Below are 15,595 nucleotides of genomic sequence, written 5' to 3' on the forward strand. Positions count from 1 at the left end.
AATGAAAAATAAAATAAAATATATTGCATTTCTGGCTTTTTCAATAATAATTGTTGCAGGTTGCCAGGATGATCTATTGGATAAAAAGCCGTTGGATAAAATATCCAGTGCAGATGTTTGGGGAAGTAAAGGCTTGATTGATGGTTATATGGCCGATGTATATGCCCACGTGATACCGATGTACACATTCAATTTTCAAAGTGAGGATGATTGGTCTGACGATATACACTCTGATTTTAACCGTTCAGTAACGCAAGAAGTGATTGATGATTCATACAATGCAGGATGGAACCAATATGGCAAGATCCGTTTGTGCAACCAGGCAATTACAGAACTTGAGAGAAGTGAGGTGCTAAGTGAGCAAGAACAAAAGGAGTCGTTGGCAGAAGCAAAAATGTTAAGGGCAATGACTTACTTTTGGATGGTAAGGCGATTTGGTGGAGTAATGAAAGTAGATCGTGTATTGGAACCTACTGAAGATATGAAATTACCTAGGGCATCCGAATCAGAAATGATTGACTTTATGGTTGAAGACCTAAAATATGCTAAAGACAATTTACCACAAACTTCTCCGAAAGGAAGATTAAACAGGGCTGCAGCACACGCTTTCCTCGTAAGGGTATTGTTGCATGGTTTACGCTACAATGAGGTAATTACAGAAGCCAATGATTTTATAAACGTAAAAGAGAATTATGGCTATGCGATTGATCCTGATTTTAATGGGATACATAATAATTTTGGCGGAGTAAATTCTTCAGATAATATTTTTGTTCGTTATGGAGATTCAGATGGATTGCATATGGAAAATACACCAATGCAATACCGTTTGCCCCTGGCAAATGGAGAAAACGACAAGCCAGAAACAATTAATGACTATGAACCAAGTTATTATGGCTGGGCAATGCAATATCCGACTCAAGATTTAGCTGATGCTTTTTTAATGATTGATGATGATGGAGTAGCTAAAAAATGGTGGGAAACCAATCTATGGCAACAGCATAAAGACGATGGTGAAATGGCAACAGCCTGGATGTACAAAAATAGGGACAATCGTTTCTATGCCACATTAATTTACGATGGTGCAATTTATTCTGGCGATACAATTAACATCCGTCCTCCCTATTGGGCACATCGTTCGCAAATGACCCGTAACCTCCATAGGGCAATGACCGGCTATTTGTTCAGAAAAGGGATGTATGACGACCTTGCTAACTTTGGATGGCCTCCACGTCCGCAAGAATATCATTGGCCATTAATCCGTGTGTCTGAAGTCTATCTGAATTATGCCGAAGCTTTAATCAGGACAGGAAAAGAAGGTGATGCATTACCATACATAAATGCAACGCGTACAATCCATGGCCAATTGCCTGAAGTTACTTCTATAGCAAATATATTAGAGGTATATAAGAATGAAAGACGTTGTGAACTAGCGTTTGAATTGCACCGTTATTGGGACCTTATCCGTTGGGCAAAAGCTGAAAATCTGAATACAGTACCTGAATTAAACGTTGAACCAACGTATATCGATATCAGTTCTGATGGATCTACCTATGCAGTACTCACGGTAAACGGAGATTTTGTTAGTGGCGATCAGGATTTTTACAATACAATTGAAAATAAGGTATATAACAACGGTGGTGTTTTTGCACCTCGGGTATTTACTCAAAAGCGCTTTTATTTTCCTGTTCCCAGAAGTGAAATGCAGGAAAATCCAAATTTAGCACCTCAGAACCCTGGCTGGTAGTATAATTTGTAATGATTTAAAAAAAAATAAGATGAAAAAAAATAAAATATATTTCTTGACCTTTATTGTGGTTTTACTGGCTTTCAGTTCTTGTCGGATGGGCTTGGATGAACTGCCTACCTTTGAAGAAGCTGAAATGACAGATTTTTGGTTTGAATACCGAGAAATTATAACCAAACAGTATCCGGATGGTTCTTCTTATGAACAAGTAGAGTTTACAGATCTTAAATCAGCTTGTTCATTCGAAGTATTAAGTGAGTCAGGAGGGACTGTTGAGGGAAAAGTAACCATAAACAAATCACAAACAGATAAAGATATTAAGCTGTCTAGTATCACTGGTAAAGCAGAGATATCTACAGCTGCAACCATAAGCCCGCTTGATGGCTCTCCCAGGCTTGGTAGCCCAGGAGACTATTCAGGCAAGGTTAGTTATAAGGTTGTTGCTGCTGATGGTAAAACAACCAAAATTTTTGAAATAACTACAGTCTTAAACTAGTTAGTTAGACTTTAATGGGTATGGATGAGACTGCGTTTTATTCATATCCATTTTGTCATTTTGAAGTCGAGTATTAATGTTCTTTATACAATGACATTATCTTAAGTTTTTCATTATAAGCTATTGTTTGTATTCGAAGCATGTATTAGTTGTTGCTTCGAATTATTATTTTAAAATTAATAATATGAAGATAAGTAAAGTCAAGTTGATGGCATTTATTTGCCTTTTGTTTTTTTATTTTAGTACACTGGGACAAATAAATTCCTCAATATTTAAAGTTGATAATGCAACTTATCTCAACAAACATGATATTGTTTATAGAACTCCAGCTTATGAAGGTTTTGAAGGTTTCCCTATAGGTAATGGTGACCTTGGAGGAATGGTGTGGAACCATAAAAATGGGATAGAAATCCAAATCAATAAAAACGATCTGTTTGACCAGCCCAATGCAGAAGCCGGCGCCACCTTGCGTGGAGGAGCTCGTCTTAATATTGATTTTGGGACGCCCACTTTTGAGTGGTTATACCTCAACGATTTTGACGGGCGACTATCGTTAAAAGATGCCGAAGCTACTTTTAATGTCAAAACACCATTTCAGGAAAATAACATCCAGACATGGGTTTCTGCCAATAAAAATGTTTGGTTTATCCGGATAAGTTCGAAGAATATAAACAACGGTAAAACGAAAATTCGTACTTCGCTCGAACGCTGGGGAAGCAGGGCTTTTCCCGGCTGGTATGGCGGCTATACAAAAAATTCGGAAATTGGTTTAGGAAATACACATTCAAAAATTATTGGAACCGACATTGTATTGGAAGAAAGTCTTAGTGGGCTAAATTTTTCAGTTGCATGCCGTTTGATTGGGGATGGTGTTGAAGCACAAAAGATAAGTTCAAACAGGGTCGAACTTGAAACCAAGGTTAATAGGGAGCATGACATTCTTTTGATGGTTTCACTGGTCACTTCCAATGAATCGGAAACACCAACGCAAACCGCAATTGAGTTGTTAAACGAGGCTGAGAATAATGGAATTGAAAATGAGAAGAACCTTCACTCGCAATGGTGGAAGGATTTCTGGAACCAGTCCTTTGTGCATATTGGAGATGATTACCTTGAAAATATTTATTACCTCCGCAGGTATTTGATGGCAAGTAGTTCAAGGGGGAAATATCCGGTTGTTTTTAATGGCGGGCTATGGAACTGGAACCATGATGTGAGAAATTGGGTAACACCTCACCATTGGAACACACAGCAACAATACTGGGGATTGGCACCGCAGAATGATTGCGAATTAATGCTTCCGTATTTAAACACTTATTACCGGATTATGCCGGAAGCGGAAAAACATGCCAAAATGAGGGGCGCAGATAATTCCATTCTTTGGAGTGAGGCACATGATTTTTTTGGTAGTATGACTTTCTGGAACAGAGGGGATATGATTAACAATTTCACCCCTGCCAGTCAGATTGCCGGATTCTTTTGGGAATACTTTCAATATACCTGTGATACTGTATTTTTAGAAAAGAAAGCCTATCCTTTTTTGAAGAAAGCTGCTGAATTTTATGTACAGACCTTACAATGGGATGAATCAAAAAAAGAGTTTTTTATATCTCCTTCGCAGCCGTATGAGAGTCCACGTTCTAACAATCTGAAGAATACGATTACAGACCGTAATATGATCATTTCAACGATGACTGCCTGCATTTCTTCTGCAAAAATACTGGAAAGAGACAATAAAAAAGTTAAAGAATGGCAGCATATCATTGACCATTTGTGGCCTATTCCTTTCCGGGAAGAAGAAGGGATTGGAGAAATTATGCAACTGGGCTATAACCAGGATGGATCGGTTTATCCTAAAAAAGAAGACTATGGAGACTGGACCAATCATTTCAGCGCTAACACTTCGTTGGTCTTTCCTGCAAATATTATTGGCATTGACCAAAAAGGGAGCCGGGAGTACAATGCTGCTGCCAATGTTGTAAAGAGCCATTCACCTTCGAAAAATGCGATATCACCCGATCCGATAGTGGCGGCCCGCTTGGGTTTAGGCGAAGTTGCTTTGGAGCGGATAACCAACCAGGTTCGACGTTTGCAACACTTTCCACAGGGCCTTTTTTATAACATTGACCATTGGTACTATTTGTCTCTGTATGCAGACTCCGTTAAAACACCGGATATTACCACTCAGCGTGACTATCTTTATGATGAGCGGTGTAAATACGAAAAGGGGCATCCTGCAAAGCCGTTTATCCAATGTGGATTAGAACCAATGAGCATATTTACTTCTACAATCAATGAGATGTTATTGCAAAGTAATGAAGGTAAAATCCGGGTTTTCCCAGCGGTTCCGGAAGGTTGGAATCCGGCATTTAAACTTCGGGCAAGGGGAGCATTTATCGTTTCGTCGGAAATGAAAGAAGGAATTGTTGCAGCGGTTCAAATTGAAAGTATAAAGGGAAGTACTTGTAAATTGGTTAATCCTTGGCCAGGTCAAAGGGTTGATGTATTGAATGCGAATGATGAATCTGTAGTTAAGGTAAAAAAGGAAAAGGATGGTCTCATTGTATTTGACACAAAAGCATTGGGAAAATACATTATTGTGATGAAAGGAACAAAGCCATCAATGAATAGAACAGTATTCAAAAGTATTCGAAATGATAAACCAAAATATTTTAAAGAAGCGGTACTTGGGAAAGAGCGGAATTTTTAATCAAGCGTTAAAAGATTATTAAAGAGATGGATAAAAAAAGAATATTAGGAATTCATTATAAGGCAATATTAATGCTGTGTACATTTATCATCTGGGGCGGAGTAACGATAAATGCCCAAACCAAAAACAGATTGGCCACACCATCCCCCGAACAAATCTTGTGGCAGCAAATGGAACAAACCATGTTTATCTGCCTCGACCCATGTACCTGGGAAGGAATTGAACAAGGCAATCACACCTATCCAATTGAAAAAATCAATCCTTCGAAGTTAGATGTCAATCAGTGGCTGGATGCAGCAGAAGCTTTTGGAGCTAAAATGGTTTTATTTGTAGCAAAACACTCCAGTGGCTTTTGTTGGTGGAATACTGAAACTACCGATTACGGTATAAGAAATACTGCGTATAAAAATGGTAAGGGAGATGTACTTAAAGAATTATCAGATGCTTGCTGGCAACGAGGAATTAAATTAGGGATTTACGTTTATCCCGGCGACCTAACCTGGGGAGCTTACCTGGGCGGAGCAGGACGAACCAAAGACCCCGCAAAACAAGAAGGATACAATAAAGTGCTTCGCCAGCAATGGGAAGAAGTTTTATCGCGTTACGGCGAGGCAACCGAAATATGGTTTGATGGGAACTGTATTATCCCCATCGATGATATTAAAGAAAAATATGCCCCCAATGCTATTGTTTTCGGTAGTTCTATGGCAAATATCCGTTGGGTAGGAAATGAGCGTGGCTATGCCCCGTATCCGGCATGGAATACCGTTAAAAAGGAAGATGGAGGAACCGGTTCTGCAACTGCTGCGCATAGCGACCCCAATGGGGATATGTGGATGCCCCTTGAGGTAAACACCACCTTAAAAGACCACTATTGGTTCTGGTCTCCGGAAAACGAAAAACACTTAAAATCATTAGACCAGCTTGTGGAGAACTATTACAAATCTGTTGGTAGAGGTGGGGTGTTTTTACTGAACTCAGCACCCGACACATCTGGTTTGATCCCTGCTGCCGATATGAAATTGTATCAGCAATTGGGAGATGAGATTCGCAGAAGGTTTTCACAAAGTATAAAAGAGACTTCAGGAAAAGGTAAAACTGTAGAACTTGACCTTGGAAAAGTAACTGAAATAGACCACGTAATAACCATGGAGGATATTGCCTTTGGTGAACGCATAAGGAAATATACCCTTGAAGGTTCCAAAGACGGAAACACTTGGTTTGAAATCGTTAAAGGAATTTCAGTAGGACATAAACGCATTGATAAATTTAAACCCGTAAAAGTCCGTAAAATACGTTTCTGTGCCAACGAATATGCAGCGTCACCTGTGATAAAGAAACTGGCTGTTTACATGGTTGGTGATAAAAAGAACTACGACAGGCTAAAAAGCGATAAAGATGATTTTGGTTATTCATGGGAGGCTGGTCAGTCGAAAGAATATATCGATTTGGTGGAAGTTGGAAAAGCTTCAGGTTTTGCTGAAACGACAAACGAGCGACAGTTTACCGTTGATTTATCTAAAATAATTGACCGCCCCGGACAATATGAACTGTTCGTTGCAAAGAAAGTAAATGGTACTACAAATAAACCATCGGAGGCTGCAATTCTTTTGGAGGGAAACGAGACTCCAGGTTTTTGCAAAATCGACTGGGTTTTTGGACGTATGGAATTAAACATTACCGCGCACCCAACCATGAACGAAAATTCAATTAAAGTAATTTTTAATCTGGCTGATAAAGTTCAGGATGAAAAGGTATTCCTGAGAAAAGTAATTTTTAATTAAAATCAGTTCATTATGCTTCCTATAGAACCTCTTTTATTGCTCTAATTTTACTGGCCATTGTTTCATGTAAAAGTGAAATTGTTGAACAGAATAATAGTCTCTTTGCGGAGGCATTGGAAAATGATGACCAAAATATTTTAAAGAAGCTGTGCATGGGAAAGAGCAGAATTATTAATCAAACGTTTTTTAAAATTATAAATGAGTGCAGATGAAAAATAAATATTTAATTGGTATTATCATTCTTATACTGGGCAGTTTGAATATGGTTGCCTGCAAACAAAAAAAAGGCTCTGAATCAGGAAAGACAAAAACTGCAGTAATGGTTAATGCAACAGATACTGCAATTCCACCTAGAATTTCCAGAGAGTTTATTGACCGTTTAGAATATTTGGGCGTCATCCTGGATAGGCCTGGTTATCATACATGGGGGACTTCAGTCGTTCAGGGAGATGATGGTAAATATCATATGTATGCTTGCCAGTGGTCAACAGAATACGGTTTTGGTGCCTGGGATGTAGAATCTGAAGTGAATTACTTCATTGCCGAGAATCCAGAAGGTCCGTATTCTTTTGTAAAGAACATTATTCCATCCAGGCCGGGAGGAGATAAAGAGGGGGTGTGGAATCGCTACACAGCACATAATCCAGAAGTGAAAAGAATTGATGGGAAATATGTATTGATTTATCTTTCCTATCCTGGAATAAACACCGGAGCTGAAGGAAAAATAGGATTGAGAATTGCTGAAAAGCCAGGTGGCCCATGGAAAGATTGTGGCATGATAATGCAGAAGTCGCTTATTGAGGGGGTTCCATCCTATAATAGTTTACGCGGCACTGATAATCCATCGTTGGTTAAATACAACGATAAATATTATTTGTTCTTTATGTATAATTCCAGACTTTATGAAATTGATGGCAGACTTATGGACAATACTTCTTTGGGAGTAGCTGTTGCAGAAAGTCTGGAAGGACCTTATGTTGAACAGACAGTGCCGGTTTTTGCCCCACCTCCGGGGAAAAAAGTTGAAGACCTCTGTGCGTTTGTATCAGAAGATGGTAATATCGTTGCAACTATGTGTGATAACTTTGGGATGTATGCTGAAAATGGAGGTATTTATTGCGAAATGGACCAGTCGCATTTTGCAAAAACAGGTGAAATAAAAATGACTCCAACATCTGTAGCATGGGAAACGCGTCCGGTTATGTTTCCTGAACAGGACTTCAGTAAAGGGAAAGCGGTATATGCCAATAATAAGTTTGAACGCCCAAAAGTAATCAAGGTAGATGGAGTGCCTGCTTATATGTTCTTACCCAGTGGTTTTAATGCAAAAGGCGATCCCTGGACAGTGCTTCATGGTTTCCGAATTCAACCTGAAAATAGTAATTAAACGCCTATTTTCTTATGAAATATATATTAGCAGTTGGCTTTATGGTTTTTCCCCTTTTTCCCTATGCTCAGGAAACAGGCATTAAGTACGTGGAAAATACATACTACGAAGGTACATCGGTGTTAATACCGGAGAATGTGACGAAAGAAGAAATGATTAAGCTGGCGGCTGCAGTAAGGCCATCTGCCAAACAACTTCGCTACCAGGAATATGGAACTATGGGATTTATTCACTTTAACCTGAACACCTTTACCGGAAGACAGTGGGGAACAGGAGTGGAAGACCTAAGCATTTTTAATCCAAAGAGTGTGAATGTTGACCAATGGATGGAAGCCTTTGTCGCAGCTGGTGTAAAGTCGGTAATTATGGTGTGCAAACATCACGATGGGTTCCGGTTGTGGCCCAGTTCTTATCACTCCAGAAATATTTCTAAAACACCTTATAAAGAAGGTAAGGGAGATTTGGTAAAAGAAGTGTCGGAAGCAGCCCAGAGGCACGGACTTCGTTTTTGCGTGTACTATTCTCCGTGGGACAAACAGGAACCATACGGGACGCCTGCTTATAACGATTTGATGGTGGATGAATTGACTGAGCTGTTGACCAATTACGGCTCAGTGGATTTAGTTTGGTTTGATGGTGCAGGTATCAGTACTAAAGTTAGTGGTGTTGAAATGGATTTTGACTGGGACAGGATACATGCTACCATTCATAAGTTACAACCTTCGGCTATTATTTCAGGTGTTGGCCCTGATGTGCGTTGGGTTGGAAATGAAGCCGGTCGGGGGCGCACAACAGAATGGTGTGTTCAAGGGGTTGTTTATGATACAAAAGATTTCCCGGGTGCACATGCCGGTGTACCTACAATGGCACCTGAATTAGGTGATATTAGTCAGTTAATGACATTAAAAGGAATTGATGATATGACCGGAGATACTTCTAAACTCAGGCAATTGACCTGGATGCCGGCAAGGGGTGGTTTACCTGTTCATACCAAATGGTTCTGGAATCCATTGGAGAAGGTGCGTTCGTTAAACTATCTTACTGAGTCATTTTTTAGTACCATTGGCTGTAATTCCGGAGTAATACTGAATATGTCTCCTGATACTACCGGCTTGGTTCCAGAAGAAGATATGGCAGTAATGAAGGCTTTTGGTGAATGGAGAAGAGAGTTGATGGGACATAATTACGCTTTGGGCGCCAGGGCCGAAACGACTCCAACTGGTGAGGGCGGTTACAATGTAAGTTATATGTTTGACGATGATATACGTACCGGCTGGGTAGCTCCTGAAGGGATTGAAACAGCAGAAATAGTGATTAATCTATATGGAGAACAAACTTTCGATGTTGTTTATCTTCAAGAAATGGTGGCTGACTTCGGACAGCGAATTGAAGCGTTTGCAGTGGATGCCATGGTAGATGGCAGGTGGAAGGAGTTGGTAAAAAATACTACTGTTGGTTTTAGACGAATTCAAAGAGTAAAATCAACCACTACAGATAAGATTCGAATTCGGATTCTTTCTTCTCGTTTGTCGCCAAGTTTGGCAACTGTAAAACTATTGAAAGTACCTGAGTTAATAGAGCCTAACAAAATAAATAAGAAAAAAGAGTTATCCAGGGATAACTGGAAAACAGATGCTGCCATTAAGGATGGCGACCTGAATACCTGTTGGACAGGAGAATTGAAAGATGGAAAGCCTGCTTACATTGATATCGATTTAGGAGAAGAAACAACCTTGTCTGTGTTTACTTACATTCCTCCTCAGGGAAGTCCGGAAGAGCTTGGTCGGGTAGAACGATTTGAAGTGTATGTTGGCAATGATCCGGAAAATATCAACTTTAAAGTGGGTGAAGGTAAGAATGAAAACGTGGATAATAATCCTGTGCCACAATCCGTAACCCTCCACAAACTGGCAAAAGGCCGATATTTGCGGTATGTGATGCTTTCTGCAACACGAGGGCAGAACGTGGTGAGAATAGCAGAAATAAAAACTGAATCTTAATATATTTATATTAAACAGTCGAATATGAAAATTAAAGGACACTTATCCTCCTTGTTCATCATGCTGGTTCTTTTTTCATGTACCAACGAAAAGAAAGAAACAAGCACTCAAGCTCTAAAACTCTGGTATAACCAACCGGCTGATGCTACTGTGAAAGACTCTCCCGATGGATGGAAAGACGATCCGGAGTGGCTGAAAGCCCTGCCTTTGGGCAATGGCTCGTTAGGCGTCATGGTTTTTGGCGATGTAAACAAGGAGCGCATTCAGTTAAATGAAGAAAGCATGTGGTCGGGTAGTGTTGATGTCAATGACAATCCCGTGGCAAAGGACGCTCAGGCAAAAATGCGCCAATTGCTTTTTGAAGGGAAGTATAAAGAAGCCACTGAGTTAACAAACAAGACCCAAATTTGCGTCGGAAAAGGTTCCGGGCATGGCAATGGTGCGGAAGTTCCATTTGGTTGTTTCCAGACACTCGGTGATCTGTGGATTGAAAACGGAAAAAATGCTGGCTATGAAAATTATTACCGGGAACTGGATATGAATGATGCCGTTGTCCGTGTAAGGTATTCACAGGAGGGGGTAAGTTTTCAACGGGAAATATTTACAAGCCAACCGGATCAGGCGATGGTTGCCCGTTTTACTGCAGATAAAAAGGGTCAGATTTCTTTCAAATGTTCAATGAGCCGCCCTGAAAGGTTTAAAACATATTCTGAAAATGACCAGTTGGTAATGTCTGGCGCTCTTTCTGATGGTAAGGGAGGAAATGGCTTGCAATACATGGCTCGGTTAAAAGCAGTCAGCAAAAATGGTTCAGTAAGCTATACCGATTCAACAGTAATTGTTGAAAATGCCGATGAAGTTGTGCTTTTTCTTACAGCATCAACAGATTATGTGTTGAGTTATCCTGAATATAAAGGAAGGGAGTACGAGAAGATAACAAACGAAAATATTGAACGTGCTATAAGTAGGCCATATCAGGAGTTACTGGACACTCACAAGAAAGAATACCAGGCCTATTTTAACCGGGTAAGTATTGATTTAACACCAGAAAATAGCATTGATATTCCAACAGACCAACGTGTAATCGATTTTAAGCAAACAAAATCAGATCCTCACTTAGTTGAGTTGTTATTTCAATACGGGCGTTATCTTTTAATTTCTTCGTCCAGACCAGGAACATTGCCGGCTAATTTACAAGGAATTTGGGCCAATAAAATCCAGACACCATGGAACGGAGATTACCATACCGATGTAAATGTGGAAATGAACTATTGGCCGGCAGAAGTAACCAACCTGTCGGAAATGCATTTGCCGTTATTTGATTTAATTGAATCTTTGGTTAAACCAGGTGAGAAAACGGCACAGATACAATACGGGAACAAAGGTTGGGTGATTCACCCAATTACAAATGTATGGGGATACACTTCGCCTGGCGAAATGGCTAGTTGGGGAATGCACACAGGAGGAAGTGCCTGGATTTGTTCTCACATAGGAGAACACTATTTGTTTACTGGCGATAAAGATTTTTTGAGAAGAATGTACCCTGTTTTGAAGGGAGCGGTAGAGTTTTATCTCGATTGGCTGGTTGCTGACCCGAATACAGGTTTGTTGGTTTCCGGTCCGGCAGTTTCGCCAGAGAATAGTTTTATTGCACCTGATGGGAGCCGAAGCCAGATAAGCATGGGGCCAGCTCATGACCAACAGGTAATATGGCAGCTTTTTTCCGATTTTATTTTTGCATCAGAAGAACTCGAACTCGAAAATAAAACCGTTCAGGAAATAAAACAAGCCATCGATATACTTGCCGGTCCGCAGATTGGTTCCGATGGCCGTTTAATGGAATGGATTGAAGAATTTCCGGAGGTGGAGCCAGGACACCGTCATATATCTCACCTTTTTGCCTTGCACCCGGGCAGACAAATTAGTTTGGAGAATACACCTGAATTAGCAAAAGCTGCACAAAAATCGCTGGATTACAGGATTGCCAACGGAGGGGGACATACCGGATGGAGCGCAGCCTGGCTGATTAGTCAATATGCTCGCCTGAACCAGGCAAAGAAAGCAATAGAAAGCCTGAACACTGTTTTGGCGAAAAGTACTTCTCCCAATTTATTTGGACTGCATCCTCCGTTTCAGATGGATGCCAACTTCGGTGCTACCGCTGGAATTGCAGAAATGTTAATCCAAAGTCATGATGGAGCGGTTCATTTGCTGCCAGCCTTACCATCCGAATGGCCAATAGGGGAAGTAAACGGATTAAAAGCCCAAGGTGGTTTTGAAGTTGATATAAAATGGCACAATGGCGAGTTGGTGTCTGCCCATATCTTGTCGAAGTGGCAAAACAAGGTTATTGTAAAGTATAAAGGAGCAAAGGAGATTCTTCATCTGAATACAAATGAAAAAACGGTTTTTGAGGTCAAATAAATTTAGAAGATGAAACTGAAAAGGATCAGCATTTCCTTCAGTAGTGATGAAAAATCCTAATAAGAAAGTTTAAAATAAAAATATAAAACATTATCAGTATGATTCGATTTTTTTTGTTTGGAGTTTTTCTTTTATCTCCGATATTTTTTGTGTTCGGGCAAAGTCTTCCCAAACCTACAGATGTACAATACAAATGGCAAGAACAGGAGCGACTAATGTTTCTGCATTTTGCACCAACAACCTGGTCGGAGGTGGAACAGAATGACAATTCTGTATCATTAGACAGGATTAATCCTACAAAACTGAATACCGATCAGTGGTGCGAAGCAGCGTTGGCTTTTGGCGCAAAACAAATCATATTTGTTGCTAAACATTCGGGTGGTTTTTGTTGGTGGCAAACCGAAACTACCAATTACGGAATAAAAGATACACCCTACAAAAATGGCAGAGGCGATGTGTTGAAGGAAATCGCTGAGTCGTGCAAAAAATATGGCTTGAACCTTGGGGTTTATATCTATCCCGGAGATCGTACCTGGGGAGCAATGATTGGAAGTGGAGGAAAAACTAAAGATCCGGCAAAGCAGGAAGCGTACAACAAGGTTTTTAGAACACAACTTACTGAAGTGCTTTCAAACTACGGAGAGATGCTGGAAGTTTGGTTCGATGGCAGTTGTGTTATTGATGTTTCGGATATAATGGAGCAATATGCCGCAAATTCGGTTGTATTTCAGGGGCCACATGCTACATTGCGCTGGCCTGGTACCGAATCGGGAAAGCTGTTTTACCCCGCATGGAATACCGTCAGAAGTGAAGACCTGAAAACAGGGGTTTCTACTCAAATTCATGGTACTCCGAATGGAGATGTATGGGCCCCGCTTGAAACAAACACAACGCTATACGACCATTATTGGTTTTGGTCGCCCGAGAAAGTAAAAAAACGGAAAACGGTTGATGAGTTGATGGATTGCTATTATAAGTCGGTTGGATATGGAAGTGTATTCTTGTTAAATGCTTCTCCTGATACCACCGGCTTAATTGTTGAAGGAGACATGAAACGCTATAAAGAATTTGGCGACGAAATCAATCGTCGTTTTTCCAATCCCATTGCTGAAATCAATTCTCAAAAGGGAAATGAGCTTGTATTGCAGTTGGATAAACCGACCCGCATTAACCATGCTGTTGTTATGGAAGATTATCGCGAAGGGGAGCGTATCCGTGAATATCGTATTGAAGGTTATTCGGATGGAAAATGGCTTGAGCTAACCAAAGGAATTTCAGTTGGCCGTAAAAAGATTGATTATTTCGATGATGTTGAAGTTGAGCGACTTCGTTTGGTGGTTACGAAGGCAGCTGCGGAACCTCTTATCCGGTCATTTTCCGTTTATCATGTCAGCAACTTTATTCCTCCCAAAAAACAAAGCATGCATGTTTGGTCGAATCCACAAACGGTTGTTTCGTGGAAAAAAACGGATGTGAACAATAACAAACTTGAATTGAAAATTAATCTCGGTGATAAAATAAATGTTCCGGGCCAATATGTTTTAACCGTTTTGCCGGAAATGAAACAAAATGTAAGGGTGGAAAATGCTGCCATGTTTTACGATGGAAATAAAGCCATGCAAGAGTTTGTGCAGATTAAAGACAATAAAATACAAATCAACCAGACGGCTCAAATTACAGGTGAAGCTGATTTATATGTTGAATTTATCATTCATATTGAGCAAGCATGCAATGGAGTAGTTGAGTTTAAACCACTGCAAATAAATTAAGTTATTAGTATGGAACGATCAAATAAATGTTTGGGAAAATTAACCCGGATGAATATGGCCTTAAGTCATCAAGAGCCAGATCGTGTGCCTATTAGCGATTTCTTTTGGGGAAGTTTTGTAAAGCGTTGGCGAAAAGAATTAAACCTGCCTGATGATGCAAGTCCATACACTTATTACGATTTGGATTGGATTGTAACCATGCCAAATATGGACCCGAAAATACAATCGTTCGAAACAATAAAAGAAGATGGTTTGGAGGTAATCGTTAAAACCGGGTTCCGAACAACCATGCGGAAAAAATTTGACATTCCTATGCCTGAATTCATTTCGTGGGAAGTTGATACCATTAAAAAACTGGAAAAATTTGAATTTGATGATCCATATGACAAGAGAAGATATTTTGAAGCTGGCGACAATCAAATCGCCGGAGTTGGAGATGGCTTTGAGCGTAACTCACCGGCCTGGATCGATACGGTAAAAAAGTTACATCCGGATTTCCCGGTTTATGGAAGTATAATAGAATGCTCAGAGTGTTTAACCAGATTATTGGGTCAGGAAAACACACTCTTCTGGATGGGAATGTACTCTGATCAGTTCGGGGTGCAAATAAACCGGATTGGGCAATTTTACCTCGATTGTATGAAAGCTCAGATTAAAGCTGCTGATGGTTTACTCGACGGAATGGTAATATGGGGAGACGTGGCATACAAACAAACCATGTTGTTCGACCCGGAATACTGGAGAATGTATTTCAAACCTTGGGTAAAAGCAATGATAGAAGAGTGCCATAAAAATAACCTGCCCGTTATTTATCACGGATGTGGAAATGTAGAGCTGATTTTTGAAGATTTTATTGAAATGGGACTGGATGCTTATAATCCACTTGAAGTAAAAGCAAACATGGATGCAGTGGAGCTAAAAAAGAAACATGGCAATAAAATAGGCTACTGTGGCAATAATAATATCCAGGTTTGGGAAACAGATGATAAAGAGCAAATTCGTAAAGAAGTGTTATTTAAATTGAATGCAGCCAAAGGTGGTGGATATATTTTTCAGTCCGACCATTCGGTGTCAAGTGATGTGTCAGGTCAAAGCTACGATTACATTGTGAAGCTGGTGCGAGAACATGGAAAATATCCTTTGCACTTAAAGGAATTTGATGAAACTATTTGAATCATTTGTAATTCGGAAGTCAATGAATAGTAAGTTAAATAAACCTGGAAAGTATTAAAGGATACTAAGAGTCATATCCCATGATGTGGCTTTATATAATATTAAAAG

At 40.0% G+C, this 15,595-nt stretch carries 9 protein-coding genes; all 9 read left to right on the top strand.

Annotation, left to right across the window (positions count from 1 at the left end; genetic code table 11):
• Window position 1: 1 nt before the first annotated feature.
• The 9 genes from Q1A18_RS05750 (at window position 2) to Q1A18_RS05790 (ending at window position 15,487) form a co-directional block, all read left to right on the top strand.
• Window positions 2–1,744 carry a RagB/SusD family nutrient uptake outer membrane protein gene (locus Q1A18_RS05750; protein WP_299577973.1) on the top strand — a complete coding sequence of 581 codons (1,743 nt, stop codon included), beginning with the start codon at window positions 2–4 and terminating at the stop codon, window positions 1,742–1,744.
• Window positions 1,745–1,775: 31 nt separating this feature from the next.
• Window positions 1,776–2,240 carry a hypothetical protein gene (locus tag Q1A18_RS05755; protein ID WP_299577974.1) on the top strand — a complete coding sequence of 155 codons (465 nt, stop codon included), beginning with the start codon at window positions 1,776–1,778 and terminating at the stop codon, window positions 2,238–2,240.
• Between the two features lie 184 nt (window positions 2,241–2,424).
• Entirely contained in the window at window positions 2,425–4,950 is a 2,526-nt protein-coding gene (locus Q1A18_RS05760; RefSeq protein WP_299577975.1) for a DUF5703 domain-containing protein, read from the top strand.
• 26 nt (window positions 4,951–4,976) lie between these two features.
• Window positions 4,977–6,734: an alpha-L-fucosidase gene (locus Q1A18_RS05765; protein WP_299577976.1), complete on the top strand. Its 1,758-nt coding sequence runs from the start codon at window positions 4,977–4,979 to the stop codon at window positions 6,732–6,734.
• A gap of 208 nt (window positions 6,735–6,942) precedes the next feature.
• Window positions 6,943–8,121 carry a glycoside hydrolase family protein gene (locus Q1A18_RS05770; RefSeq protein ID WP_299577977.1) on the top strand — a complete coding sequence of 393 codons (1,179 nt, stop codon included), beginning with the start codon at window positions 6,943–6,945 and terminating at the stop codon, window positions 8,119–8,121.
• 14 nt (window positions 8,122–8,135) lie between these two features.
• A complete protein-coding gene (locus Q1A18_RS05775) occupies window positions 8,136–10,121 on the top strand; it encodes an alpha-L-fucosidase (protein ID WP_299577978.1) in 1,986 nt (661 codons plus the stop codon).
• A 24-nt stretch (window positions 10,122–10,145) separates the two neighbouring features.
• Window positions 10,146–12,545, top strand: a complete 2,400-nt coding sequence (locus tag Q1A18_RS05780) for a glycoside hydrolase family 95 protein (protein WP_299577979.1) — start codon at window positions 10,146–10,148, stop codon at window positions 12,543–12,545.
• A gap of 98 nt (window positions 12,546–12,643) precedes the next feature.
• Window positions 12,644–14,314, top strand: a complete 1,671-nt coding sequence (locus Q1A18_RS05785) for an alpha-L-fucosidase (protein ID WP_299577980.1) — start codon at window positions 12,644–12,646, stop codon at window positions 14,312–14,314.
• 9 nt (window positions 14,315–14,323) lie between these two features.
• Window positions 14,324–15,487 (top strand): uroporphyrinogen decarboxylase family protein, encoded by a 1,164-nt coding sequence (locus Q1A18_RS05790; RefSeq protein ID WP_299577981.1) that lies wholly within the window; start codon window positions 14,324–14,326, stop codon window positions 15,485–15,487.
• Window positions 15,488–15,595: the final 108 nt, after the last annotated feature.

Origin of the sequence: uncultured Sunxiuqinia sp., assembly GCF_947495665.1 — a bacterium.
Taxonomy (GTDB): Bacteria; Bacteroidota; Bacteroidia; order Bacteroidales; family Prolixibacteraceae; genus Sunxiuqinia; species Sunxiuqinia rutila.

Coding starts and splice junctions, on each gene's coding strand:
- Q1A18_RS05750 (WP_299577973.1), top strand. CDS start 2: ATGAAAAATAAAATAAAATATATTGCATTTCTGGCTTTTTCAATAATA.
- Q1A18_RS05755 (WP_299577974.1), top strand. CDS start 1,776: ATGAAAAAAAATAAAATATATTTCTTGACCTTTATTGTGGTTTTACTG.
- Q1A18_RS05760 (WP_299577975.1), top strand. CDS start 2,425: ATGAAGATAAGTAAAGTCAAGTTGATGGCATTTATTTGCCTTTTGTTT.
- Q1A18_RS05765 (WP_299577976.1), top strand. CDS start 4,977: ATGGATAAAAAAAGAATATTAGGAATTCATTATAAGGCAATATTAATG.
- Q1A18_RS05770 (WP_299577977.1), top strand. CDS start 6,943: ATGAAAAATAAATATTTAATTGGTATTATCATTCTTATACTGGGCAGT.
- Q1A18_RS05775 (WP_299577978.1), top strand. CDS start 8,136: ATGAAATATATATTAGCAGTTGGCTTTATGGTTTTTCCCCTTTTTCCC.
- Q1A18_RS05780 (WP_299577979.1), top strand. CDS start 10,146: ATGAAAATTAAAGGACACTTATCCTCCTTGTTCATCATGCTGGTTCTT.
- Q1A18_RS05785 (WP_299577980.1), top strand. CDS start 12,644: ATGATTCGATTTTTTTTGTTTGGAGTTTTTCTTTTATCTCCGATATTT.
- Q1A18_RS05790 (WP_299577981.1), top strand. CDS start 14,324: ATGGAACGATCAAATAAATGTTTGGGAAAATTAACCCGGATGAATATG.